The organism is Sulfitobacter sp. TBRI5, from assembly GCF_051013555.1.
Classification (GTDB): domain Bacteria; phylum Pseudomonadota; class Alphaproteobacteria; order Rhodobacterales; family Rhodobacteraceae; genus JL08.
This window is the reverse complement of the sequence record NZ_CP112884.1, coordinates 3,346,027-3,370,756: the sequence shown is the minus strand read 5'-3', so window position 1 is coordinate 3,370,756 and position 24,730 is coordinate 3,346,027. Positions and strand designations below refer to the sequence as shown.

Here is a 24,730-nt window from a genome sequence, read left to right as displayed (position 1 = left end):
CACAATCGGACGCTACATTTTGCGTACGTAGAAGCAAAGAAAGGGAACGCTATGCAAACCCTCCAAAGCGGTTATCGCGGGCTAAGCCTGCTTGTAGACTTGAACTGGGACCGGATCTTGTATCTGGCAACCCTTGTTGGTGCGCTGATGATCGGTGCCTATGTGGGCAGCCTGTAAGGGCACGCAACAACACTATCGGGTTAAGGTAAAACAACGCCGGGCTTTTTGCCCGGCGTTTTTGCATCTGCGGTTTTGACAAGTGGAGGCAATAAAGGTAACCACTCTGGTATTGGATGTCGAAAAAAAACAGGTTCTAGATCATGAGATTGAGGAACGCGGCGGGTACATCCTGCGTAATACGGGGCAGAGCAGGCTATATGTGGTATTTCCGACTGATCGCAGTTTTTTGTGCAATTGCAATGACTTTTGCAGTGTCTCCGCGCGGCGCGCAGGCGCAGAACTACACCTTCTCAAACATAGATATTCAGGGCAACAAGCGGATCGAAGACATCGCTATCCTGACCTATGCGGGAATCACGCGGGGCCAGACAATCACTGCCGGTGAACTGAACGATGTGTACCGACGGATCGAGGATAGTGGCGTTTTTGAAACAGTCGAGCTTGATCCGCGCGGGAATACGCTTGTTATTACAGTCACGGAACGCCCCACGGTCAATCAGATCAACTTTGAAGGCAACAGCCGGGTGCGCGACAATGAATTGCGCGCCATCGTCGGGTCGACCCAGCGCCGCGTATTCATTCCCGAACAGGCGGAACGGGACGCCGCAGCCATCGCAGACGTCTACGCCCAGGAAGGACGGCTGGCCGCCAAGGTCACACCAAAGATCATCCGCCTGAGCGACAACCGCGTTGATCTTGTCTTTGAAATTCTGGAAGGCGACACGATCGAGATCGAACGCCTGACCTTTGTGGGCAACCGCGCCTATACTGACCGGCGCCTGCGTCAGGTGCTGGGCACGAAACAGGCAGGCCTTTTGCGGGCGCTTATCCGGTCCGACACCTTGATCGAAGACCGGATCGAATTCGACAAGCAGTTGCTGACGGATTTCTACCAGTCACGCGGGTACGTCGATTTCCGGATCAACAGCGTAAACGCCGAACTGTCGCGCGAACGCGACGGGTACTTTCTAGTGTTCAACATTCAGGAAGGCCAGCAGTTCCGGTTCGGTCAGATTACAACCGTCAGTGAAATGCCGGGCGTGGACGCGCAGGAATACCAGGACAATCTGAAAGTGAAGCCCGGTGTCGTCTATTCGCCAACGCTGGTCGAAAACTCGATTGCCCGGATGGAACGTTTGGGGATCGCGAACGGCGTTGATTTCATGCGGATTGATCCGCGCATTACCCGCAACGACCGAGATCTGACACTTGATGTCGAATTCGCGCTGGTCAAAGGCCCGCGGATTTTTGTCGAACGGATCGACATTGAAGGCAACACGACCACACTGGATCAGGTTGTGCGGCGCCAGTTCCGCATCGTTGAAGGCGATCCGTTCAATCCGCGCGAAATCCGCGAAAGCGCCGAACGCATCCGCGCTTTGGGGTATTTTTCCAGCGCTGATGTGGAAGCCCGCGAAGGCAGCAGCCCCGATCAGGTGATTGTGGATGTGGACGTGGAAGAGCTTCCCACAGGCGCGCTGAACTTTGGTGGTTCATTTTCAACCTCTGATGGTTTTGGTATTCTGATCAGCTTCCGCGAAGACAACTTTCTGGGCCGTGGTCAGCGATTTGGAATTGATCTGTCCACCGCGCAAGAGGCGCAGCGTTACGGCTTCAGCTTTACAGAGCCCGCATTGCTGGGCCGTGACCTCAGCCTTGGGGTGGCCATCGATTTCTTCGAAAACGAAAACTCCTATGCCAGCTACGACGTCGAAAAGCTGATCTTCCGTCCTGAACTGTCATTCCCGGTCAGTGACAACGGCCGAGTGTCTTTCAATTACAAGGCCGAACGGACCGATATGAACCGCCGCACACCGCGCGAAGACGGTGTCGTGATCGGCAACGAAATCAATGTCGGCGAACAATGGACCAGCTCGATCGGCTATGTGTATTCCTATGATTCACGCCGGGTCGGTCTGAACCCCAATGCCGGGTACCTGTTTGAATTCGGTCAGGATTTTGCGGGGATCGGGGGCGACAACGAATATGTCAGAACCCAGGCCACCGCGATTGCCCAGACCAAGGTGCTGAACGAGGAAGTCACGTTGCGGGCCACACTTGAGGGCGGCATGTTGAACTGGTTGAGCGGCACCAGCCGCGTCACCGACCGTTTCCTGCTGGACCCAAGCACGATGCGCGGGTTTGAAACCGGCGGTATCGGCCCACGCGATCAAACTCTGGGCGCGTCCGACGGTCTGGGCGGCAACCTGTTCGTCGTGGCACGGTTCGAGGCGGAATTCCCGCTGGGCCTGCCCGAAGAACTGGGGATCATGGGCGGCGTGTTCTATGACGTCGGCAATCTGTGGGATCTGTCGGATGTAAACCTGACGGGCGGCAATATCGTTGGCGAAAGCGGATCGTTCCGCCATGTTGTCGGCGTGTCGCTTTTCTGGGAAACGCCGCTTGGGCCGTTGCGGTTCAACTTTTCCAACGCACTTGTCAAAGAAAGCTTTGACGACGAACAGCAGTTCGACCTGACCATTTCAGCAAGGTTCTGATCCGGTCATGCGGGCCTTGCGTGCCTTTGCGTTCGGCACGTTCCTGATCTGTCAGGGCGTGTTGGGTTCTGTGCCGGCTCTGGCACAATCCCTTGGAACGGTGGTCAGCCCGATACTGACCATCGAATCCGATCGCTTCTATGCGCAATCGGCCTTTGGCAAACGGGTTGCTTCGGAAATCGAAGCCGAAGGTGCCATTCTGTCTGCCGAAAACCGCAGGATCGAAGCCGACCTGACAGCAGAAGAAAAAGCACTGGCCGACCAGCGCGCCGAGATGGACCCGCAGGCGTTCCGCGCATTGGCCGATGCCTTCGATGAAAAGGTCCAGACCATAAGACGGACACAGGACGCCAAGGCGCGCGCCCTTAACCTGCGAAACGAGGCGGAACGCACGACTTTCGTCAACACCGCCGGTCCGGTGCTTGAGGTTCTGATGCGCGATGCCGGCGCGGCTGTCATTCTTGAACGGCGCAGCGTATTCCTGAGCGCGAACGCCATTGATGTCACCGACGAGGCGATACAGCGTATGGATGCCGCTTTTGGCGACGGCAGCCAGCTTCCGAAAGAGTAGGCCGGCACGGCGACTCTTGCCCATTTGTGGCCCGCTTGTTAGTCACATCTGACAGCGATGATCCGAAGGTAGGACCCCGAAATGACTTCACAGCTTCTTAGCGCAGATATCCAGTTGATCCAGCGGATCCTGCCGCATCGCTATCCGTTTCTGCTGATTGACAAGGTCATCGACATTGACGGAACATCATCGGCGACAGGCATCAAGAATGTCACCATGAACGAACCCCATTTTCAGGGCCATTTTCCCGGTCTGCCGATCATGCCCGGCGTGACCATTGTCGAGGCAATGGCCCAGACGGCGGCGATCATGGTCGGGGTGGCGCTGGATATGGCAGACAAGGAAATGAAAGTTTATTTTCTGGCCATTGATTCATGCAAATTCCGCCGCAAGGTTGTGCCCGGCGATGTGCTTAGCATGAAACTGACCACCAAACGGGGCAAGCCCGGCGGCAAGGTCTGGAAATTCAACGGCGTTGCATCTGTGGGTGATGAAATGGCCGCCGAGGCCGATTTTACCGCCATGATGGACATGGGTTAGGAGAACCCGCATGGCACAGATACATCCCAGCGCGATCATCGAAGATGGCGCGGTGATCGGCAAGGGCTGTATCATCGGGCCCTTTTGTGTGGTCGGAGCGCATGTCGTTCTGGGCAGCGGTGTCGAACTCAAAAGCCACGTTGTGGTCACCGGCCATACAAGCATCGGCCATGATACGGTGGTGTTTCCGTTTTCCGTGATCGGTGAAATCCCGCAAGATCTGAAATTCCGCGGCGAATCCAGCCGCCTTGAAATCGGTAACCGTAACCGCATCCGCGAACACGTGACGATGAATGCCGGCACCGATGGCGGCGGCGGCGTGACCAGAATTGGCGATGACGGTCTGTTCATGGCCGGATGCCATATCGCGCATGATGCCCAGGTGGGTGATCGGGTGATTGTGGTCAATTCTGCGGCAGTGGCCGGCCATTGCGTGATCGGCGATGATGTGATCATCGGCGGTTTGTCCGGTATCCATCAATGGGTGCGCATCGGGCAGGGCGCGATCATCGGCGCGGTCACGATGGTGACGCATGATGTTATTCCCTATGGTTTGGTTCAGGCCGCGCGCGGTGAACTCGATGGGTTGAACCTTGTCGGGTTAAAGCGGCGCGGTGTCGCACGGGCGGACATCACCGCCCTGCGCTCGGCATTCCACACCCTTGCACAGGGTCAGGGCACGTTTCAGGCCCGCGCCGCTGAACTGGCGGAAACCAATCAAAACACCTATGTTCAGGAACTGCTGGATTTTGTCCTTGGCGACAGTGACCGGTCTTTCCTGACACCACGCTGATCCCATGCTGGCACTGATCGCGGGGCAGGGCATGCTGCCGGGCATTCTGGCGGCGCACATGGATCAACCGCCGTTGATTTGCGCCCTTGAAGGGATTGAACCTGACGGTCTGACACCGGATATGGTGTTCCGGATCGAAACACTGGGCAGCTTTCTGGCGTCGATGTCTGACAAGGGCATTAACGAAGTCTGCTTTGCCGGTGCCATAACGCGCCCTGTCATTGATCCGGCGGCGATTGATGCCGCAACGCTGCCGCTGGTGCCTGTTTTGCACGCCGCGATTCAAAGCGGCGACGACAGTGCCCTGCGCGCGGTGATGGGGATATTCGAAAACCACGGCTTTAGCATTCGCGCCGCGCACGAGATCGTACCGTCCCTGTTGCCGGATGCGGGAATACTGGGGCAGGTGCAGCCCGGTGCACAGGATGAAACCGATGCCGCCCGCGGCGCCGCAATCGTGTCAGCCATGGCACAGGTCGATATCGGGCAGGCCTGTGTTGTTGCGCAAGGACAGGCGCTTGCAGTGGAAGCCCTGTTTGGCACAGACTGGATGCTGGCATCGCTCGCTCAGCGCCCCGCGCACCCGAAGGGCGGTCTTTTGTTCAAAGCTCCAAAACCGGAACAGGACAGACGCGCCGATCTGCCGACTATCGGCCCATCCACGGTGCGCGCGGTGCAGGATGCTGGATTACGTGGCATCGTGGTCGAGGCCGGCGGCGTCATGATCCTTGAGCGTGACGCGGTGATCAAGGCCTGCGATGCCGCCGGCCTGTTCCTTTGGGTTCGTGCATGATGCGTGTCTTTATTGTTGCCGGCGAACCATCGGGCGACAAACTGGGCGCGGCCCTGATGACAGGGCTGCAAACGCTGGCCGGGGATGTACAGTTTGAAGGCATTGGCGGGCCACTGATGCAGGACTGCGGCCTTGTCAGCCGGTTCGATATGTCCGAACTCAGCGTCATGGGGATCGCCGAGGTTCTGCCAAGATACCGCGCCCTGATGCGCCGGATCAACGAAACAGCCGCCGCCGTGATCGACACGGCGCCCGATGTTCTGATCACCATCGACAGCCCCGATTTCTGCCTGCGCGTCGCGCGCCGGGTGCGGGCAGGCGCACCCGGCATCCGGACCGTCCACTATGTCGCGCCCACTGTCTGGGCATGGCGACCGGGACGGGCAGCCAAAATGGCAGAAATGATCGATCATGTGCTGGCCCTGTTCCCGTTCGAACCGCCACTGATGCAGGCGGCAGGCATGGACTGTGATTTTGTCGGCCATCCGGTCGTCGCCGAACCGGTCGCCACAGCGGAAGAGGCAGCCGCCTTTCGCACCCGCAGCGGCATCGGGCGCGCGCCCTTTGTTCTGGTTCTGCCCGGCTCGCGCCGGGGCGAAGTTACGCGGCTGGCGCCGATCTTTCGTTCCGCCGTGCAGCAGATGATCAAGGAACGACCCGATCTGCGCATCGTCGTCCCCGCCGCGGCCCCGGTGGCGGGCCTGTTGCAGGATATCGTTCCACACTGGCCCGGCGATCCCATCCTTCTTGATCCGCGCGCAGCACCCCCAGAAACGGCCCTGTCGCAAAAACGCGCCGCTTTTGCAGCCGCAGACGTTGCGCTGGCCGCATCGGGCACCGTATCTCTGGAACTGGCCGCTGTCGCAACCCCGATGGTGATTGCCTACGATATGAACTGGTTCTCGCGCCAGATCATTGCCCGCATGCTCAAGGTCGATACGGTCACGCTGGTCAATCTGGTCTCGGACACACGCGTCGTGCCCGAATTTCTGGGGCCACGCTGCAAACCCGATCTGATTTCAGCTGCGGTACTGCAGGTCCTGGATCATCCCGATGCGCAACAGCAGGAGATGGAGGTCACGATGCAGCGCCTTGGGCGCGACGATCTTGATCCGGGCCTGCGCGCTGCACAATCGGTGCTGGATTTTCTGGCCTAGGCTTTGGCCCGCGTCACTTGCGATCTGTCAGACCGCGCGCCCATCTTCTTCTGTTTTCAAATATCCATTGCGCAGCGGATGCCGCAAAACGCTAGGCCCCGCGCCAGATCCAGCCGCCGCCGAAAATCCGGCTGCCGCCGGTTTCATAGAACACACAGGCCTGCCCCGGCGACACGCCCTGTTCCGGCGTCAGCAGTTCCACTTGCGCGGTCGTCGCTGACAGCGGCCGTATGATCGCTTCGCTGGGCGGGCGGGTCGAACGCACCTTGACCGAAACGTGCCATTCCACCTGACTGTCCAGCGGGGCATCACCCAGCCAGTTGATCTCGCGCACCGGTATTGTCCTGGTGGCCAGCATTTCCTTAGGGCCGACGATCACGTGTTTCTTTTCGACATCCAGTTTCACCACGTATAGCGGATCTTCCAGACCGCCGATCCCCAGGCCGCGTCGCTGGCCGATGGTGTAATGCACTACGCCGGTGTGACGCCCCAGAACCGTGCCGTTCGTATCCACGATGTCACCGGGATCGGCAGCTTCGGGGCGCAGTTTTTCGATCACCGAGGCGTAATCCCCGTTCGGCACGAAACAGATATCCTGACTGTCCGGTTTGTCAGCCACGACCAGCCCGAATTTCGAGGCCAGCGCGCGCGTCGCGTCCTTGGACGGCAGATGGCCCAGCGGAAAGCGCAAGTATTCCAACTGATCAGGCGTTGTCGAAAACAGGAAATAGCTTTGATCGCGGTTGGCGTCTTCGGCGGAATGCAGTTCCGGCCCGTGCACACCCATCTTGCGCTGGATGTAGTGGCCCGTTGCCATGCAGTCGGCCTCAAGATCCTTGGCCGTTTCCAGCAGATCCTTGAATTTCACCCGTTCGTTGCAGCGGATACAGGGCACAGGGGTTGCGCCGGCCAGATAACTGTCGGCGAATTCATCAATCACTGCATCCTTAAAGATGTTTTCGTAATCCAGCACATAATGGGGAAACCCCATGTCTTCGGCCACACGCCGCGCGTCGTGAATATCCAGACCCGCGCAACACGCGCCTTTCTTGGCCAGCGCCGCGCCGTGATCGTATAATTGCAGCGTCACGCCAACCACATCATAGCCTTCGCTGGCCAGTTGAGCGGCCACAACCGAACTGTCCACGCCCCCCGACATGGCAACCACAACCCGCGTGTCCGCAGGCGGCTTGGCAAATCCCAGCGAATTCAGTTGCGTATGTTCATCCAGCGCCATCGGCGTCTCCTGTCGGTGTCGCGGCCTCTATAGGCGGCGAATGCACGAAAATATAGGTAAATCCAAGCTATTCTTAAAGAGGGGCTTCACAGCTTCTTAAGCCTGCGCTGTGCAACCTTGCGCGCAGGATTGCAAGCAGGTGTACCATGTATCTCAAAAAAGTAGACGGCCCGCGTGCGGTCACGTTGCCGGACGGTCGGGTCATGACCCGTGCCGACCTGCCCGAACCCGCGACCCGCCGCTGGGTCGCCTCGCGCAAGGCCGCGGTGGTGCGCGGTGTGGTTTACGGCCTGATTACACGCGACGATGCATTGAAACTTTACGATATCTCGGGTGAGGAGTTTCAGGCCTGGCTTGACGCCGTCAGCGATCACGGAGAAGCGGCTTTGAAAACAACTGCCTTGCAAAAGTATAGACAGCCCTAGATTGCATGCCGTAGTTTCTTCACAATGCTAACTTGTAGTTAACCTTTCTTGGGCACGGTTAACCGCATTCATAAGGCCCGATCACCGGGTTCAAGCAATCGGGCCGGTCGCCCGTGTTCAGGAGACTTATTATGCGTGTGCTGTTGGTTGAAGATGATCCCACAACCTCGAAAAGTATCGAACTGATGCTGACCCATGCCAATCTAAATGTCTATGCCACCGATCTGGGCGAAGAAGGCATCGATCTGGCAAAACTTTATGATTACGATCTGATCCTGCTGGACCTGAACCTGCCGGATATGAACGGTCACGAAGTGTTGCGCCAGATCCGCCTGTCACGCATCGAAACCCCGATCCTGATCCTGTCGGGCGCCGATGATACCGAAAACAAGATAAAGGGGTTCGGGTTTGGCGCGGATGATTACCTGACCAAACCGTTTCACCGCGAAGAACTGGTGGCCCGCATCCATGCGATTATCCGCCGCTCCAAGGGGCATTCCCAATCGATCATCAATACCGGCCGCATCGCCGTCAATCTTGATGCCAAGACAGTCAGCGCCGATGACAAACCGGTGCATCTGACCGGCAAGGAATACCAGATGCTGGAACTGCTCAGCCTGCGTAAGGGCACGACCCTGACCAAGGAAATGTTTCTGAACCATCTTTATGGCGGCATGGACGAACCGGAACTGAAGATCATCGACGTTTTCATCTGCAAACTGCGCAAAAAGCTGAGTGTTGCGACAGAGGGCGACAACTATATCGAAACGGTATGGGGGCGGGGATACGTGCTGCGCGATCCTGAACCCGGACAGATGCAAGACCGCCGCATCGCGATCGGCGCGTAAGCGCGCCGCACCTCCCTATACCAAACGCCTTCAAGCAGCATTTCTGGCAGGTCCGGGCCACCCACCACTCACGACAACAGGCCCGGACCAACAGGCGAACAAAACCTGTTAAACGCCTCATACCGTTCTGCATGGCACCTTTTGTTTACCCCTGAAGCCACACACAGATACTGGACCCCGACCGCTGTGCCGCCTATCACTGGGCAGGGCCAGCAACCGGAGGCGGGCGGTGACGCAAGACGCAGATATTTCAGACCTGACAGAGGCCGAGGTCCGCGCAGAACTGGCGCGCCTGTCCACCCTGCTGGCTGCGGCCAATCAGGCCTATCACGGCGCGGACGACCCCGAAATATCCGACGCGGAATATGACGCGCTCAAACAGCGCAACGCCGCGCTTGAGGCTGCGTTTCCTGATCTGAAAAGACCAGACAGCCCGTCCGACCATATTGGCGCTGCGCCATCAGAAGGCTTTGCCAAGGTCGCGCATACGGTACGCATGCTGTCATTGGCCAATGCGTTCGAAGACGATGACATCGTCGATTTCGATGCCCGCGTCCGCAAATATCTGGGCCTTGGGGAAACCGCACCGCTGCCGATGACGGCAGAACCCAAGATCGATGGTCTGTCCCTGTCCCTGCGCTATGAACAGGGAAAACTGGTTCAGGCCGCCACGCGCGGCGATGGCGCGGTGGGCGAAAACGTCACCGAAAACGCCCGCACCATTTCTGACATTCCCGAAACGCTGGAAAATGCCCCGGACATCCTTGAGGTGCGCGGCGAAGTTTACATGTCCCACGCCGATTTCAGCGCGCTGAATACGCGGCAGGCACAAACCGGCGGCAAACAGTTTGCAAATCCGCGCAACGCCGCCGCCGGATCGCTGCGCCAGCTGGATGCGCGCATCACCCGTGCCCGTCCGCTGCGGTTTTTTGCCTATGCCTGGGGGCAGGTGTCTGATCCGTTGGGGCAAACCCAGATGCAGGCGCTGGAAAAGCTGGCCAGCCTTGGCTTTGCCACCAATCCCCTGACCCAGTTGTGCGACGGGCCGGACGCGATGATGGACCATTACCGCACCATCGAACGCCAGCGCGCGACGCTGGGTTATGATATCGATGGAGTGGTTTACAAGGTCAACGATCTGGCATTGCAGGCGCGCCTTGGCTTTCGCTCCACCACGCCACGCTGGGCCATTGCGCATAAATTTCCGGCCGAACTGGCCTGGACACGTCTGGAGGCGATCGACATTCAGGTCGGACGCACCGGCGCGCTTAGCCCGGTCGCGCGGCTGGCCCCGGTGACAGTGGGCGGGGTCGTTGTGTCAAACGCGACCCTGCATAACGAAGATTACATCGCCGGACGGGATGCAAAGGGCGCGCCGATCCGTGACGGCAAGGATATCCGCATCGGCGACTGGGTGCAGGTCTACCGCGCGGGCGATGTCATTCCCAAGATCGCCGATGTCGATCTGGAAAAGCGCCCCGAAACTGCGCAGCCTTACACCTTTCCCACCACATGCCCCGAATGCGACAGCGCCGCGATCCGAGAGGAAGGCGACGCCGTGCGCCGGTGCACCGGCGGTCTGATCTGCCCGGCACAGGCTGTTGAAAAGCTCAAACATTTTGTATCGCGCGGCGCTTTTGACATCGAAGGCTTGGGCGCCAAACAGGTAGAACAGTTTTACCGCGATGGCTGGATCAGCGAACCGGCGGATATTTTCACGCTGAAAAACCGGTTTGGCAGCGGCATGCAGCAGTTGAAGAACCGCGAAGGCTGGGGCGAAAAATCGGCAGAGAACCTGTTCGACGCGATCGACGAAAAACGAAAGATTCCGCTGGGCCGGTTGCTGTTTGCGCTGGGTATCCGGCACATGGGCGAAGCGGCATCAAATACACTGGCGCGCCATTACGGATCATGGGATGCGCTGGTTACGGCACTGGACAGCGCGCGTGACTGCCAAGGCCCGGCCTGGGACGATCTGATCGCGATCGACGGTATCGGCACGGTCATGGCGACATCGCTGGTCACCGCCTTTGCCCAAGACCGCGAACGCCAATCCATCGACCGACTGGTGCAGCACCTTGATATCACGGACGCCGCCAGACCGGACACAGATGGCAGCCCTGTGGCCGGTAAAACCGTGGTGTTCACCGGCACGCTGGAAAAAATGACCCGCGCCGAGGCCAAGGCCCGCGCCGAAGCGATGGGGGCCAAAGTATCCGGATCAGTCAGCGTCAAGACCGATCTGGTGGTCGCAGGGCCCGGCGCCGGATCAAAAGCGCAAAAGGCTGCTGATCTGGGCATCGAAACCATTGACGAAGACGGGTGGATTGCCCTGATCAACGGCGCATGAGCGGGCGGCCGGAAATCCTGTTTCCGCTGTTTTCCGGTTTGGAAACACTGGAAGGCATTGGCCCGAAAACCGCCCAGAACTTGGAACATATGGGCGTGACACGGCCCCGTGATCTGTTGTTCACCTTGCCCTATGCCGTGATTGACCGGCGCCGCCGCGATACGATCAAGGGCGTCGATCTGCCCAAAACCCTGACGGTTGCCGTTACCATCGGTCCGCATCGCAAACCGGCGAACCGGTCGGGCGCCTACCGCATACAGGTGGAAGATGCGCAAACATCATTTCAACTGGTCTATTTCCACGCGCGCGGGGATTACCTGCAAAAGCTGTTGCCCACCGGCGCGCGCCGTCTGGTGTCGGGCAAGGTCGAGCTGTTTGATGGCATCGCGCAGATGGTGCACCCCGATCACATCGTGGACGAGGCCGACGCGGACGAGATCCCGGCGCAGGAACCGGTTTATCCGTTGACCTCCGGTGTGACGCAAAAAACCCTGTTCAAGGCCACCCGCGCCACGCTGGCCCGCGCCCCCGATCTGGCCGAATGGATCGATCCGGCGTTGAAAGCGCGCGAAAACTGGCCCGACTGGCAGGCCGCCATCACCAAGGCACACAGCCCCGAACGCATGGACGAGCATAGCCCGTCCGATCCCGCGCGGGCGCGATTGGCCTATGACGAATTCTTTGCGCATCAGGTCACGCTGGCGCTGGCGCGCGCGCGCGAACGCAAGACAAAGGGGCGCGTCAGTGTGGGCACCGGCACGCTGCAATCTTCTGTGCTGGCGGCATTGCCCTATGAACCGACGGGCGCACAAACCCGCGCGGTGCGCGACATTGCCGAAGACATGGCAACCCCGCTGCGGATGAACCGGTTGCTGCAGGGCGATGTCGGGTCGGGCAAAACGCTGGTGGCATTTCTGGCGCTGCTGATCGCGGTCGAATCCGGCGGGCAGGGCGTTATGATGGCCCCCACGGAAATTCTGGCGCGCCAGCATCTGGACGGGTTGCGCCCGCTGGCCGAAAGCGCCGGCGTCGTGCTGGAAATTCTGACCGCACGCGACAAAGGAAAGGAACGCGGCGCCAAACTGGCCGCACTGAAACAGGGCAAGATCCAGATATTGGTCGGAACCCATGCGGTGTTCCAGAAGGATGTCGAATTTGATGATCTGCGGTTGGCCATTGTGGATGAACAACACAGGTTCGGGGTAAGGCAACGCCTGGAACTGGGGCGCAAGGGCCTGCTGGCCGATGTGCTTGTGATGACAGCCACACCGATCCCGCGCAGCCTGTCGCTGGCGCAATATGGCGATATGAACGTGTCCGTGCTGGATGAAAAACCGCCCGGGCGCCAGCCGATAAAAACCGCGCTGGTCAGCACCGAACGCATGGACGAAGTGATTGCCCGTTTGCAGGCCGCGATTGCCGAAGGACGCCAGTGTTATTGGGTCTGTCCCTTGGTCGACGAAAGCGAATCTGTTGATCTCACAGCGGCCGAAGACCGCTTCAAGCGCCTGCGCGCTATTCTGGGGGATGCGCATGTCGGGCTGGTGCACGGGCAAATGCCTAGTGCCGACAAAGATGCCGCAATGGCGCGATTTCAGGTGGGCCAGACCAAGGTTCTGGTGGCGACAACCGTGATCGAAGTGGGGGTGAACGTGCCCAATGCCACAATCATGGTCATTGAACGGGCCGAAACCTTTGGGCTGGCGCAGTTGCACCAGTTGCGCGGACGGGTCGGACGGGGCGATGCCGCATCGACCTGTCTGCTGTTGTATCAGGCCCCGATGACGGACAGCGGACGCAGGCGGCTTGAGGTGTTGCGCGAAACCGAAGACGGGTTCCGGATCGCAGAAACCGATCTGCAAATGCGCGGCGCGGGGGATCTGATCGGAACCGCGCAAAGCGGCATGCCAAAGTTCCGGATCGCCGATCTGGAAACTCAAACCGCGCTGATGGCGGTGGCGCAAACAGACGCGCGCGCGCTGCTGGTTGCGGATCCGGCCCTTGGATCGGATCGCGGACGCGCCACCCGCACGCTGCTGTGGTTGATGGAACAGGATCAGGCTATTCATTTGATATCAGTCGGTTAGGCGATTAATCCCCCATGAAATATCATTAAGTTCACAAATGTTCTATAAAAGTTCTTTACAAATCGTGAATTAGATGAGAACACTTAGGGAACAAAAGCAGATATGAAGGGCTGATATCATGTTCATCCAGATTAAAACCGTACTTCTCCGCTCTCAGGACACGCTGGTTCAGGATGCAGTGGGTGTTGCGGCTTTGGCTGTGATGCTGGTTGTCGGCCTACATATGCCTGTATTTGCCTGATTTTTTCTGCCTCGTGCGTTTCGCGCCGGCCTTCCTGCATCCTGTCCCAACTTATATGCTGATTGACTGACACTGCCTGTCCCAAGTCCTGATCTGGAAACGTCCGGGTCCCACGCGAAACCCACAAACCTGCCGCCGCCGTTCAAAGAACGCGCGGCGGTTTTTTTTGGTTCCTTGTGATGTCAATCAGGCGCAGTGGGCCTGTTCTGCCTTGCTCACTGCCTCGACGCTTGCTTCAAGCGCCAAAAGGATGGAGGCGTGGCGGTTCTTGTAATCCCGTGCAGGTTCCAGAACCGCAAGCCCGTCAAACGGAGCATCTGGCACCGGGCCACCGGATTTCAGCATCGCGCTCAGCTGATCCCGTGCCGTTTCAATCTGGGCGCGGGTACAGCCGACAATCGCACCACCCACCACAGACGCCGCCGCCTGACCCAGCGCGCACGCCTTTACATCCTGTCCGAAATCAGCCACGCGCCCGTCCTGCACCCGCACATCGACCGTAACGGTTGATCCGCACAGGGGCGCGCGCCGCTTAACGGTCGCGTCAGGGGCGTCCAGACGATCCAGATGCGGAATATCTGCCGCAAGCGCCAGAATGCGCCCGGAATACAGCTTGATCAGATCGGTATTGCCGCTCATGTCTTTCCCTTTTTGGTCCTAATGCATACATAATCTTCACAGGCGCAGATGCAAAAGGTTTTCCCATCATGACATTCGACCCCGCCACGCTGAGCTATAATGCTGCCGGTCTGATACCCGCGATTGCGCAAGAGGAAACCACCGGCGAGGTGCTGATGATGGCATGGATGAACGCAGAGGCCGTGCAGCGCACACTGGACACCGGCCGCGTCACTTACTGGTCACGCTCGCGCAGCGCGTTCTGGATCAAGGGCGAAACCAGCGGGCATGTTCAGGATCTGGTAGACATGCGCGTGGATTGCGACCGCGATTGCCTGCTGCTGATCATACGCCAGACCGGTGCCGCCTGTCACACCAACAGGCGCAGTTGTTTTTACACATCTGTCGGCACAGAAGGTGAAACCGAACTGATGGCACCCATGGGGCAGGGGCCGGATTAAGTATTTTTGAAAAGATGAAGGGCAGGGCAGTCACAGCCCGACCCGGGCGCGAATATCCTGCGGGCGAATGCCTTCGGCGCGGTATTTCGAAATGGCGCGCGCATCGTCCCGTTTGGCCAGGCGCTTTCCGTCTGTATCGCGGATCAGACGGTGATGGTGATAGACAGGTGTGGGCAAGCCCAGCAAGGCTTGAAGCAAGACCTGCACAAACGTGGTCTCAAAAAGGTCCTCGCCCCGGATCACGTGGGTGATGCCCTGATCTGCATCATCCACAACCGCCGAAAACACATAAGATACGGTTCCGATATCCTTGCGCCCGATCACGATATCGCCGGTCTGCGCCGTCAGGTGAACAGTGTTCACATTATGCAGACCAGCATGTTTTGCACCGGTTTCCCGAAAGACAAGGGGCGCGCCCTTGATCACCTCGAGCGCGCGGGCCACATCAAGGCGCAGCGCGTCGCTTGCCCTGCGCGAGGACATGGGGCGGGCCCGACAAGTGCCGGGGTAGGCCACCGGTGCGGGATCGCCCTCTTGCGGGGCAGACAGCGCGGCGCGGATATCGGCGCGCGAACAAGAGCACGGATAAAGTAATCCGCGTGACTCCAGCACCTCCAGCGCCGCATCATAGCGGGGCAGATTGTCAGACTGGCGCAACACCGGCATTTCCCAGTCAAGGCCAAGCCAGGCCAGATCGTCGTAAATCAGCGCCTCCCATTCGGGGCGGGCGCGCGCTGTATCTGTATCTTCGATCCGCAACAGAAACCGCCCCTGATGGACCTGCGCCATGTCATATGCCAGACACGCGGAATAGGCATGCCCCAGATGCAGCGGCCCGGTTGGACTGGGCGCAAATCTTGTGGTGAAACTCACGCTTTTTCAATCACGTATACGTTTGCGTTCATGTTGATCCCGGGCAAATGCGGGCCGTTTTCCCTGAACAGAAGATGCGCGGCGCCGCAATCGATCCATTCGCACAGCTTGGCTTCGTATATCCGATCGGCAAGGGCGTGATCGTTCAGGGACAGCACGAAAAAGCCGCCCGGGTCCAGGGCGTGCATGATATCATCAATCGACGAGGCAGGGGCCGCGCTTGCGCCAATGACCCCGATGGCTGCAATGGCATTGTATTGTCCGGGGGCAGCGGGCAGATCATCATCGGCGTCTATGGCGGTCAGCGTGCGGTAGATGTTTTTTTCCCGCGCCCTGTCCAGCATGTCCGGGGACACATCGACGCCATCAATCGTTTCGAACCCGGCCAGTTTCAGCGCAAGCCCTGACAGGCCGGTTCCGCACCCGAAATCCAGAACAGGGGCCGCCTTGTCGGTGACGTATTGCGCCAGTGCCGCAGCGCAACGCCCCGGCGTGGCATAGCCGTTTTCGCTGATTTCAGCCTCGTAGGTTGCGGCCCAGTCATCATATAGACGGCGCACACCGTCTGCTTCGCGGGTGCCGTAGGCCTTGCTTAAGAAACCGTCTGTCATGATCCGATGCTAGGGCAAAAGACTAGGCGGCGTCCAGCACGGCACTTTGCAGCCAAGCCTGGAAATCGCCTTTTGCGCGATCTGTATAGGCCTGATACCGGTCCTTGCGGCCGCGCCGCCCTGATTTGAGGCCATCCACAGGAGGGAAAAGGCCGAAATTCACATTCATCGGCTGAAAGGTCTTTGCCTCTGCGCCGCCCGTGATGTGGGTGATCAGCGCCCCGATGGCCGTTGTGGGCGGCGGCGGTGCGAGCGGTTTGCCCAGAATGTCGCCCGCAGCCAGACGCCCGGCCAAAAGGCCCATGGCAGCGCTTTCCACATAGCCTTCGACACCGGTGATCTGGCCGGCAAAACGGATATGGGGCTGGCTGCGCAGCCGCATCTGCTGATCCAGCAGGGTCGGCGAATTCAGAAACGTATTGCGATGGATGCCACCCAAACGGGCAAAGCTGGCCTGTTCCAGACCGGGGATCATGCGCAACACCTCGGTCTGGGCGCCGTATTTCATTTTTGTCTGAAATCCGACGATGTTATAAAGCGTTCCCAATACATTATCGCGGCGCAGCTGCACCACGGCATAGGGTTTGACATCCGGGGCATGCGGATTGGTCAGACCCACCGGTTTCATCGGGCCAAAGCGCAACGTTTCGCGCCCGCGTTCGGCCATCACCTCGATCGGCAGGCAGCCGTCAAAATATCCGACGGTTTCGCCCTCGTGAAATTCGGTTTTGTCTGCGGCCAGCAGCGCATCGATAAATGCCTCGTACTGATCCTTGTCCATCGGACAATTCAGGTAGGCGGTGCGCTCTTCTTCGGTGTCGCCCTTGTCATAACGCGATTGCATCCAGGCGCGCGTCATATCGATCGAATCGTGATACAGGATCGGCGCGATGGCATCAAAAAACGCCAACGCCTCGGCCCCGGTTTCGGCCTGAATGGCCTGCCCCAAGGCGCCCGACGTAAGCGGGCCGGTGGCAATGATCCAATGTCCGTCCTTTGGCAATTCGGTGATTTCGCCATAGGCGACCGAAATGTTGGGATGCGCCAGCAAGGCCGCTGTCACCGATTCGGCAAACGGATCGCGATCAACCGCCAGTGCGCCGCCCGCGGGCAGTTTGTGTTTGTCGGCCATCGCCATGATGATCCCGTTGGCCGCGCGCATTTCCCAGTGCAGCAACCCAACGGCATTCTGTGTATCATCATCCGAGCGGAATGAGTTGGAACAGACCATTTCCGCAAGATGGCCTGTCTTGTGGGCAAAGGTTTCCACCTTGGGGCGCATTTCGTGGATAAGCACGGGCACGCCCGACTGGGCCGCCTGCCATGCGGCTTCGGCCCCGGCCATGCCGCCGCCAACGATATGAAGTGTTTCGGTCATGCTGTGGGATGTAGGGCAGGGCACGGCCAAGCGCAACGGCCCTGTGGGGTCTGCGGGTTGGTTTTGCGGGGATGTTTTGGGGTCGCCGCTGCGGGAATGTCATGATCAGTTAGAGAGACTGATCTGGAGGGACCTTCCGCCGGCGGCGACCCAAAAGCGTATCAGACGCTATGTCTTGGAATCACTCTTGCCCCATTTGTGCCGCTTTCGAAAGGGAAAAAGTGGAAACCGATTGGTTCTTATTGCACAACAATCGTTAAATCATTGCTAATGAACGAAAAGTTAACGGGGTCAGGACAAAAACAAGGAAATTCACTGTTTCCAATTCGGCGGTCGCTTCCCCAGAAATGCCTCAATTCCTTCTTCGGTGTCCTTGTCCATCATGTTTTCAACCATGACGCCCCCGGTATAGGCATAGGCCTGCGCCAGCGGCATTTCCATTTGCCGGTAATAGGCCGCCTTGCCGATTTTCACCGCTGTGGCCAGTTTCGCGGCAATCGTTTCCGCCAGTGCCTGCGTTTGCGCCGCCAGCTCTGTTTCCGGCACCACGCGGTTAACCAACCCCAGCGCCATCGCGCGATCGGCATCTATGAATTCGCCGGTGGTCAGCATTTCGAACGCGTGTTTCGTTGGGATATTGCGCGACAGCGCCACCATCGGAGTCGAGCAGAACAGCCCGATATTCACTCCGTTCACGCCAAATCGCGTGCCCTCGGCGGCCACGGCCAGATCGCAGGACGCCACCAACTGGCACCCGGCCGCCGTGGCGATGCCGTGCACCTGCGCAATCACCGGCTGGGGTACAGCCCGCACCGACATCATCATCGCGGCACACCGGTCGAAAAGATCCTTGAAATAGGCCTTACCGCCATCTTCGGCCTGCCGCCCGTTGGTCATCTGCTTCAGATCATGGCCCGCGCAAAACGCCTTGCCCGCGCCCGACAGGATCACCGCGCGCACCGATGTGTCATCGCGCAGATCATCCAATGTGTGCTGCAAGGCAGCCAGCATTTCGTCCGACAGGGCGTTCAGCCTGTCGGGTGCGTTCATTTTCAGATGCGCAATCGCATTTGTGTCGTGACGTTCCAGAATTGCCATCTTGCCCTCCTACCGGTTCGCCGCCAACGTTAGCCGCAACGCAACAGGAGGGAAAGCATGCCCGTCGTCATGACAAAAGAAGATATGGAACAGTTTTTGAACGACGTGTTTCCGCAGGTGGCCGGTGATTTCGGAGTTGATCACATCGGCGAAAACCAGATCACCATGCGCCTGTTTGCCAATGAAAAACATCTGCGTCCCGGCGGAACGGTTTCTGGACCTGCCATGTTCGGCCTTGCGGATGTCTGCGTTTACATGGCGATCATGGCGATGATCGGCCCCAAGGCGCTGGCCGTGACCACAAATGCATCAATTGATTTCATGCGCAAACCCGTTGCTGGTGTTGATCTGGTGGCACAGTGTCGTCTGCTGAAACTGGGGCGCGTTCTGGCCGTGGGCGAAGTGTTGTTGTTTTCCGAAGGCATGACAGACCCTGTGGCGCGCGCGTCAATGACATATTCGATCCCGCCAAAAGACTGAAAAGTGGGGTATTATGATACCTTATTTATAAGTACCTGTTTTCGCTTGATTAATGCCTTGCATACACGCTTGACGGGACCAATCGTGGGTATATAACGCCCCAATCGAATTCGGACCGCCTGTTTGGGGCGGTCTTTTCCATCAAACAGGACGAACCTGACATGAAAACCTTTTCTGCAACACCGGCAGATATTGACAAGAAATGGATCCTGATCGACGCCGAGGGCGTGGTTCTGGGCCGTTTGGCGTCGATCGTTGCCATGCGCCTTCGGGGCAAACACAAGCCATCGTTCACGCCGCACATGGACATGGGCGACAACGTGATCATCATCAACGCCGAAAAGGTGCAGGTGACAGGCAAGAAACGTGAAAAGCCGAATTACTGGCACACGGGCCACCCCGGCGGGATCAAATCGCGCACAACAGGCGAAATCCTGGAAGGCAAATACCCCGAGCGCGTCGTGACGCAAGCTGTCAAACGCATGCTGCCCGGCAACCGCCTGTCGCGTACGCAGATGACCAATCTGCGCGTCTACGCCGGCACAGAGCACCCCCACGAGGCGCAAAGCCCCGAAGTTCTGGATGTCAAATCCATGAACAACAAAAACACCCGGAGCTGATAGACATGGCTGATGAGATCAACACACTCGAAGACCTGAACGAAGTTGCAGGTCTGAACCCGGCACCGGTCGATCTGGCCGAGCCGCGCGAACCTGTCCGTGACGAACTGGGCCGCTCCTATGCCACCGGCAAACGCAAAGATGCGATCGCCCGGGTCTGGATCAAACCCGGTTCCGGCAAGGTCACCGTCAATGGCAAAGAGATCAAAACATATTTTGCACGCCCCGTGCTGCAAATGATCCTGCGCCAGCCGTTCACCATTTCCGGCACCGAAGACCAGTTCGACGTCACCGCCACCGTCAAGGGCGGCGGTCTGTCCGGTCAGGCCGGTGCGGTCAAGCACGGTATTTCCAAAGCATTGCAGCTTTATGATCCGTCGCTGCGCGGCGCATTGAAAGCCGCCGGCTTCCTGACACGCGACAGCCGCGTTGTGGAACGCAAGAAATACGGCAAGGCGAAAGCCCGCAAGAGCTTCCAGTTCTCCAAGCGTTAAGCGGGCAGGACACCAGACAATCAAAAGGGGCGGTCAGTTGGCCGCCCTTTTTTCATGGCAGCCCGGATTTTGGATGGCGTTCGTTAGGGAACAGGCAACCAGTTCCGTTCCGCAATGATCTGGCCGAAATACTTCGATCCGGCCAGTGTCCAGTGCCCATAATCATAAGATACGGCCTTGCCGTCGGGCGTGATGCCGCTGCATTCCTGAACGGTATCGTCACACACCAGCGCGTAGCGATCCAGATAGGTCATGTTGTGCGCTTGAGCGATCTGTTGCAGCTCGGGGGCCATGTTCAGGGCCAGTTCGCTGCGTTCGGAATAGAATTTCTTGTTGGTGCGCTGACGGGGAAACGCCATCTTGCCATCAAACCGGATGTCGCGGGCAATTTCGTGGATCATCACCGGCGCCTCGGTGTCATATTCGACGTTCTGTCCGGCCAGATACATCTTGATGCCGCGGTCTTGCAGCATTGCAGGCACGTTTTCCATGATGTTCAGGCGTCCGGGTCGGTGCCAGCGGGCCGCAAACACGACATGGGTTGTTTTGGCCAGCAATGTCGCGCTGATACTCAGAAACTCTTCAAGACATGCTTCCAGTTCAGCTTTGTCGTTTGCGTGTTCGTAGCAGCCGAAATTCATCGAGATCTGCCGGATATTCACGTTCGGAAACATATCCGGATTCTGGTAGATCGCGTTGAACAACCCTTTGGAATGGCTGTCCCCCACCAGCAATACATTGGCTTTTCCGGTGTCTTCCCCGAAATCCGCCAGGTCAAACCGCGCGGGTACCTCGCCGGTCAGAACATCCCAGGTGCGAAACCGTTCGTATCGCGCATCGATCATTGGCTGGCTGAGATTGCGGATGATTTCACGATCGGGAAACCCGTCTTTTTCATGCCCGTAATACCCGACAAGGACAAACGCCAGCATGCCGGCCAGCGACGCGCCGAAAATACCATGCCGTGATGGCAACAGCCGCGCCGGCGCACCGCGAAAGGGTTGTTCGACATAGCGCCAGCTGACCGCGGCCAGTACCAGTGACAAAACTGCCAGAAGCGCCATAAGCCACGGATCGGGAAACACCACGGATTTGATGCGCGCAAACGCGAAAAGCGGCTGGTGCCACAGATAGGCGGAAAAGCTGATCAAACCGATGCCCACAAAGGCACGCATCGATAAAATCCGCGCCGTCATGCTGTCGGGTGTGGCGAACAGGATAATCAACGCTGTTCCCGCGACAGGTGGAATGGCAAAGGCGGGGTAGGGCGTGTCATGGCTGAATGCAAAGATTGCGAAAACGATCAGCCCAAGGCCGATCGCCGCCCATAGCGCATTCCCCTTGGGGGGATGATACAGCATCACATAGGCGCACAGTGATCCGACCAGCAGTTCCCAGATGCGCGTATGGGTCAGGAAAAACCGACCCTCGGGTTCCAGATTGCCCAACGTGGCATAGGCTATACTGGCGATGGCGCAGACCAGAATGAACCACAGCGCAACACGGCGCCCCCACCGCATTGCCACCGCCAGAAGCGGGGGAAACAGCAGATAATACTGTTCTTCGACGGCAAGCGACCAGGTGTGCAAAAGCGGCTTTTCTTCGGCCACAGCCGCGAAATAGTCGCTTTCGCTGTAAAACAGGAAATTGCTGCTGAACAACGATGTGACGGTCAGGCTCTCGAAAAAATCCTTGAGCTGGGTTTGCAACATCCACGCCCAAGCAAACGGAATGCACGCCGCCATGACAAGAAACAAGGCCGGCAGAATGCGCCGCGCGCGACGTTCATAGAACCGGACCAGCGAATAAGTGCCCGATTCCATGTCGCCAAGCAGGATGGTCGTGATCAGATAGCCCGAGATCACAAAGAAAACATCAACACCGACAAACCCGCCGGAAAACAGGGAAAACCCGCCGTGAAACAGGATAACCGGAACAACCGCAACAGCGCGCAGGCCGTCTATGTCGCGCCGGTACTTCACGGGCGGATCGCTGTCAGTCTGATATCAACGCGCACAGTTTCACGCATCCGGGTGCACGTACCAGTCGTCAAAGCGCGATGCCGTTTCAGCAACGCGCCTGTATCCATGTTCAGTCAAAATCCGATATATATCAGAACGTTGCGGCGCGAAGTTGCGTTCAACCGTGATCACACGAAACCGGTAACTGTCAAAGTCGAACGCTTTCAGGATGTCAAACTCACTGCCTTCGGTATCGATCGAAAGATAATCGATCACCTGCGGGGCACCGTGCGACTGAAGCAATTCGGTCAGCGTGATGGTTTCAACGGAATAGGTATTGCCCCTGATCTGGCGCCGCTTTTTCACGAACTGCGTCAAACCAGAGTTTTCGCCGCGCGGCGCTTCGGTGAAATCCAGATGGGCACCGGATTCGCGCCAGACGCAGCGCGTGTCGATCACGGCACTTCGGTTGGCATGCAGATCAGTGTGCCATTGCCGCGCCGGTTCTGCCAGAATGCCGGTCCAGCCGAAGTTTTGCTCCAGAAGGGCCGTATTGCTCAGATCCAGACCGTTTGTCGCTCCGAATTCCACGAAAAAACCCTGACGCTTGAACCCCGACATGCCCAGTACGAAAACATCCTGACGCAGTTGCGATCTTGAGGATGGGAACAGCGCCAGACACTGTGCCTGAAACTGCGGTGGCACCGCCTTTAACAGCTCAAGTTCGAAATAGGCCGGCGCCTGCTGTTGCAGCGCGGCAAGCTTTGATTTGCGGACCAGTTGATAACTGAACATCGGGGGCGTGTCTTCCGTCTTGAGCGTGGGTGCCTTGTTCCACGGACGGATCGTCTGGTCAATCGCGTCAATCGCGCACCCGGCTACGCGATGTACGCCCGTGCTGCAAATGTCTATTCGTCGGGCCGGATCAGACCCAGACCGCGCAAATAAATGCCGATGCCGCTTTCCAGCAGGTCTTCGGGGGGAAAGGGGCTTTGCGTGCCCGGAGAATTGCGGGCGAACAATTCCACAACGCCATGGCTCAGCGCCCAGATATGCGCGCTGAACATCGATGCGGGTGGGCGTTTTTCTGGCGGGATATGTTTGGACAGATCGGCGGCCGCCTGTTCCAGAACGGCGCGCGCCCGCTGTGACACAGCAGCCAGTTCCGGAGTGCGATTGACCGAAATGCCGCTTTCGAACATCGCGATGTAGTGGCCAGGATATTTGCGCGCAAAGGCCAGATAGGCGCGCCCTGTTGCCTCGAACGCGGCCAGTGCGGATGGCTGGCCCTTGTCATAGGCATATTGCATGACATCGCCAAAAATCTCGTATCCCTGACGGGCCGCTTCGGCGATCAGATCTTCGCGCCCTTCGAAATGGCGGTATACGGCAGCGGGTGTGACGCCGGCCTGTTTCGCCGCTTCGGACAGGGTGAAGCCGGTCGGGCCTTTCACCGTGATCAGTTCCAGCGCCGCTTCGATCAATGCCTGTCGCAGATTGCCGTGATGATAGCCGCGTTTAGGCATCCCAGATGTCCGGACCGCCGCAGATTTTCTGATCGATCTTGCCGATCGCGTCTTTGTCCTTGCGGTCGTAATCAAAGGCATGCATCACGGTGCGCAACACCGAAAGGCGTGCGCGTTTCTTGTCGTCCGAGCGGACAACGGTCCAGGGTGTCGCCTCTGCGTGGCTGCGGTGCAGGGTTTCGCCGATCGCATCGGTGTAGGCATCCCATTTCAACAATCCCTGAACGTCAATCTGGCTTAGTTTCCATTGCTTTAAGGGATCTTGTTCACGCGCAAGAAACCGGCTGAGCTGTTCCGCGCGCCCGACATTCAGCCAGAATTTGAACAGGTGAATTCCGTCATCGATCAGCATCTTTTCAAAGGGCAACACCTGCTTGAAAAACACTTCGCGCTCGGCATCTGTGCAGAACCCGAACACCTTTTCCACCACGCCGCGATTGTACCAGCTACGGTCAAAAAAGACGATCTCGCCCGCTGATGGCAAATGCGAAATGTAACGCTGGAAATACCATTCGGTGGCTTCCTTGTCCGTTGGTTTTGACAGCGCCACAACCCGCGCACCACGAGGATTAAGGTTTTCGCGAAACCTTTTGATAACGCCTCCTTTTCCGGCGGCATCACGGCCTTCAAACACAAGCGCGATACGGGTTCCGCTGGTTTTGGCCCAGGCCTGCAGCTTGACCAGTTCAATCTGAAGCTTTTCCAGTTCTTTCCTGTAGGCTTTCTTGCCCATCTCATCCTCATGCGGATAGCTCGGAGAGATGATGGAATCCTTGTCCGCAGATCTGATCGCGTCGCGCACATCCTGGGGGGCTTCGTTTTCGTAATACGCGCTGATCGCGCCATCAAAGGGCAAGGTCATGGGGGATCCCTTAAAATTCGTGGTGATC

General features: G+C 58.4%; 26 protein-coding genes. 16 read left to right on the top strand and 10 right to left on the bottom strand.

The features are described 5' to 3' along the window. The first annotated feature begins 51 nt into the window (after positions 1-51). The 7 genes from OLX72_RS16895 (at position 52) to lpxB (ending at position 6,532) form a co-directional block, all read left to right on the top strand. On the top strand, positions 52-177 hold the full coding sequence (locus OLX72_RS16895; RefSeq protein ID WP_302622791.1) for a hypothetical protein: 126 nt from the start codon (positions 52-54) through the stop codon (positions 175-177). A gap of 200 nt (positions 178-377) precedes the next feature. Next, entirely contained in the window at positions 378-2,678 is a 2,301-nt protein-coding gene (gene bamA / locus OLX72_RS16890; protein ID WP_433990477.1) for an outer membrane protein assembly factor BamA, read from the top strand. A 7-nt stretch (positions 2,679-2,685) separates the two neighbouring features. After that, entirely contained in the window at positions 2,686-3,249 is a 564-nt protein-coding gene (locus OLX72_RS16885; protein ID WP_114870042.1) for an OmpH family outer membrane protein, read from the top strand. Between the two features lie 81 nt (positions 3,250-3,330). Further along, positions 3,331-3,789: a 3-hydroxyacyl-ACP dehydratase FabZ gene (gene fabZ, locus OLX72_RS16880; RefSeq protein WP_114870043.1), complete on the top strand. Its 459-nt coding sequence runs from the start codon at positions 3,331-3,333 to the stop codon at positions 3,787-3,789. A 10-nt stretch (positions 3,790-3,799) separates the two neighbouring features. Continuing rightward, a complete protein-coding gene (gene lpxA / locus OLX72_RS16875; protein ID WP_433989160.1) occupies positions 3,800-4,582 on the top strand; it encodes an acyl-ACP--UDP-N-acetylglucosamine O-acyltransferase in 783 nt (260 codons plus the stop codon). A 4-nt stretch (positions 4,583-4,586) separates the two neighbouring features. Beyond that, the gene (locus OLX72_RS16870) at positions 4,587-5,375 is read left to right on the top strand and encodes an LpxI family protein (protein WP_114870045.1); all 789 of its coding nucleotides are present in this window, start codon (positions 4,587-4,589) and stop codon (positions 5,373-5,375) included. Continuing rightward, positions 5,375-6,532 (top strand): lipid-A-disaccharide synthase, encoded by a 1,158-nt coding sequence (lpxB, locus tag OLX72_RS16865; protein ID WP_433990476.1) that lies wholly within the window; start codon positions 5,375-5,377, stop codon positions 6,530-6,532. Before OLX72_RS16870 ends, lpxB begins: the two co-directional genes overlap by 1 nt. A gap of 91 nt (positions 6,533-6,623) precedes the next feature. Here lpxB and mnmA read toward each other — a convergent pair whose 3' ends face one another. Continuing rightward, entirely contained in the window at positions 6,624-7,769 is a 1,146-nt protein-coding gene (gene mnmA / locus OLX72_RS16860; protein ID WP_114870046.1) for a tRNA 2-thiouridine(34) synthase MnmA, read from the bottom strand. Between the two features lie 146 nt (positions 7,770-7,915). On the opposite strand from mnmA, the gene OLX72_RS16855 reads away from it, so the two are divergent. The 5 genes from OLX72_RS16855 (at position 7,916) to OLX72_RS16835 (ending at position 13,720) form a co-directional block, all read left to right on the top strand. Then, the gene (locus tag OLX72_RS16855) at positions 7,916-8,194 is read left to right on the top strand and encodes a DUF1153 domain-containing protein (RefSeq protein WP_433989159.1); all 279 of its coding nucleotides are present in this window, start codon (positions 7,916-7,918) and stop codon (positions 8,192-8,194) included. Positions 8,195-8,325: 131 nt separating this feature from the next. Then, positions 8,326-9,042, top strand: coding sequence for a response regulator transcription factor CtrA (gene ctrA, locus OLX72_RS16850; protein ID WP_433989158.1), 717 nt, complete (start codon positions 8,326-8,328; stop codon positions 9,040-9,042). 229 nt (positions 9,043-9,271) lie between these two features. Then, entirely contained in the window at positions 9,272-11,392 is a 2,121-nt protein-coding gene (gene ligA, locus OLX72_RS16845; protein ID WP_433989157.1) for an NAD-dependent DNA ligase LigA, read from the top strand. After that, positions 11,389-13,479 carry an ATP-dependent DNA helicase RecG gene (gene recG / locus OLX72_RS16840; RefSeq protein ID WP_433989156.1) on the top strand — a complete coding sequence of 697 codons (2,091 nt, stop codon included), beginning with the start codon at positions 11,389-11,391 and terminating at the stop codon, positions 13,477-13,479. Before ligA ends, recG begins: the two co-directional genes overlap by 4 nt. A gap of 118 nt (positions 13,480-13,597) precedes the next feature. Further along, the gene (locus tag OLX72_RS16835; protein ID WP_302622792.1) at positions 13,598-13,720 is read left to right on the top strand and encodes a hypothetical protein; all 123 of its coding nucleotides are present in this window, start codon (positions 13,598-13,600) and stop codon (positions 13,718-13,720) included. A 186-nt stretch (positions 13,721-13,906) separates the two neighbouring features. Here the strand turns inward: OLX72_RS16835 and OLX72_RS16830 are convergent, their stop codons facing one another. Next, complete coding sequence (locus tag OLX72_RS16830; RefSeq protein ID WP_114870051.1) at positions 13,907-14,359, bottom strand: iron-sulfur cluster assembly scaffold protein; 453 nt, start codon at positions 14,357-14,359, stop codon at positions 13,907-13,909. A gap of 68 nt (positions 14,360-14,427) precedes the next feature. Here OLX72_RS16830 and hisI point away from each other — a divergent pair, with 68 nt between their 5' ends. Continuing rightward, positions 14,428-14,799, top strand: a complete 372-nt coding sequence (gene hisI, locus OLX72_RS16825) for a phosphoribosyl-AMP cyclohydrolase (protein WP_114870052.1) — start codon at positions 14,428-14,430, stop codon at positions 14,797-14,799. Positions 14,800-14,829: 30 nt separating this feature from the next. Here the strand turns inward: hisI and gluQRS are convergent, their stop codons facing one another. The 4 genes from gluQRS to OLX72_RS16805 form a co-directional block, all read right to left on the bottom strand. After that, the gene (gluQRS, locus tag OLX72_RS16820; RefSeq protein ID WP_114870053.1) at positions 14,830-15,672 is read right to left on the bottom strand and encodes a tRNA glutamyl-Q(34) synthetase GluQRS; all 843 of its coding nucleotides are present in this window, start codon (positions 15,670-15,672) and stop codon (positions 14,830-14,832) included. Further along, the gene (locus tag OLX72_RS16815) at positions 15,669-16,283 is read right to left on the bottom strand and encodes a class I SAM-dependent DNA methyltransferase (protein ID WP_433989155.1); all 615 of its coding nucleotides are present in this window, start codon (positions 16,281-16,283) and stop codon (positions 15,669-15,671) included. The genes gluQRS and OLX72_RS16815 overlap by 4 nt, the downstream gene beginning before the upstream one ends. Positions 16,284-16,305: 22 nt before the next feature. Beyond that, on the bottom strand, positions 16,306-17,661 hold the full coding sequence (gene trmFO, locus OLX72_RS16810) for a methylenetetrahydrofolate--tRNA-(uracil(54)-C(5))-methyltransferase (FADH(2)-oxidizing) TrmFO (protein WP_433989154.1): 1,356 nt from the start codon (positions 17,659-17,661) through the stop codon (positions 16,306-16,308). A 312-nt stretch (positions 17,662-17,973) separates the two neighbouring features. Continuing rightward, on the bottom strand, positions 17,974-18,759 hold the full coding sequence (locus tag OLX72_RS16805; protein WP_114870056.1) for an enoyl-CoA hydratase: 786 nt from the start codon (positions 18,757-18,759) through the stop codon (positions 17,974-17,976). Positions 18,760-18,816: 57 nt separating this feature from the next. On the opposite strand from OLX72_RS16805, the gene OLX72_RS16800 reads away from it, so the two are divergent. From OLX72_RS16800 to rpsI, 3 genes are all read left to right on the top strand, one after another. Beyond that, complete coding sequence (locus tag OLX72_RS16800; protein WP_114870057.1) at positions 18,817-19,239, top strand: PaaI family thioesterase; 423 nt, start codon at positions 18,817-18,819, stop codon at positions 19,237-19,239. 161 nt (positions 19,240-19,400) lie between these two features. Next, positions 19,401-19,859: a 50S ribosomal protein L13 gene (rplM, locus tag OLX72_RS16795; RefSeq protein ID WP_433989153.1), complete on the top strand. Its 459-nt coding sequence runs from the start codon at positions 19,401-19,403 to the stop codon at positions 19,857-19,859. Positions 19,860-19,864: 5 nt separating this feature from the next. Next, positions 19,865-20,353 carry a 30S ribosomal protein S9 gene (gene rpsI / locus OLX72_RS16790; protein ID WP_114870059.1) on the top strand — a complete coding sequence of 163 codons (489 nt, stop codon included), beginning with the start codon at positions 19,865-19,867 and terminating at the stop codon, positions 20,351-20,353. A gap of 83 nt (positions 20,354-20,436) precedes the next feature. Here rpsI and OLX72_RS16785 read toward each other — a convergent pair whose 3' ends face one another. From OLX72_RS16785 to ppk2, 4 genes are all read right to left on the bottom strand, one after another. After that, complete coding sequence (locus OLX72_RS16785; RefSeq protein WP_433989152.1) at positions 20,437-22,335, bottom strand: acyltransferase family protein; 1,899 nt, start codon at positions 22,333-22,335, stop codon at positions 20,437-20,439. Positions 22,336-22,374: 39 nt separating this feature from the next. Then, a complete protein-coding gene (locus tag OLX72_RS16780) occupies positions 22,375-23,109 on the bottom strand; it encodes an FkbM family methyltransferase (RefSeq protein ID WP_433989151.1) in 735 nt (244 codons plus the stop codon). Between the two features lie 113 nt (positions 23,110-23,222). Further along, positions 23,223-23,840: a TetR/AcrR family transcriptional regulator gene (locus tag OLX72_RS16775; RefSeq protein WP_433989150.1), complete on the bottom strand. Its 618-nt coding sequence runs from the start codon at positions 23,838-23,840 to the stop codon at positions 23,223-23,225. Further along, positions 23,833-24,702: a polyphosphate kinase 2 gene (ppk2, locus tag OLX72_RS16770; protein WP_433989149.1), complete on the bottom strand. Its 870-nt coding sequence runs from the start codon at positions 24,700-24,702 to the stop codon at positions 23,833-23,835. The genes OLX72_RS16775 and ppk2 overlap by 8 nt, the downstream gene beginning before the upstream one ends. Between the last annotated feature and the right edge of the window lie 28 nt (positions 24,703-24,730).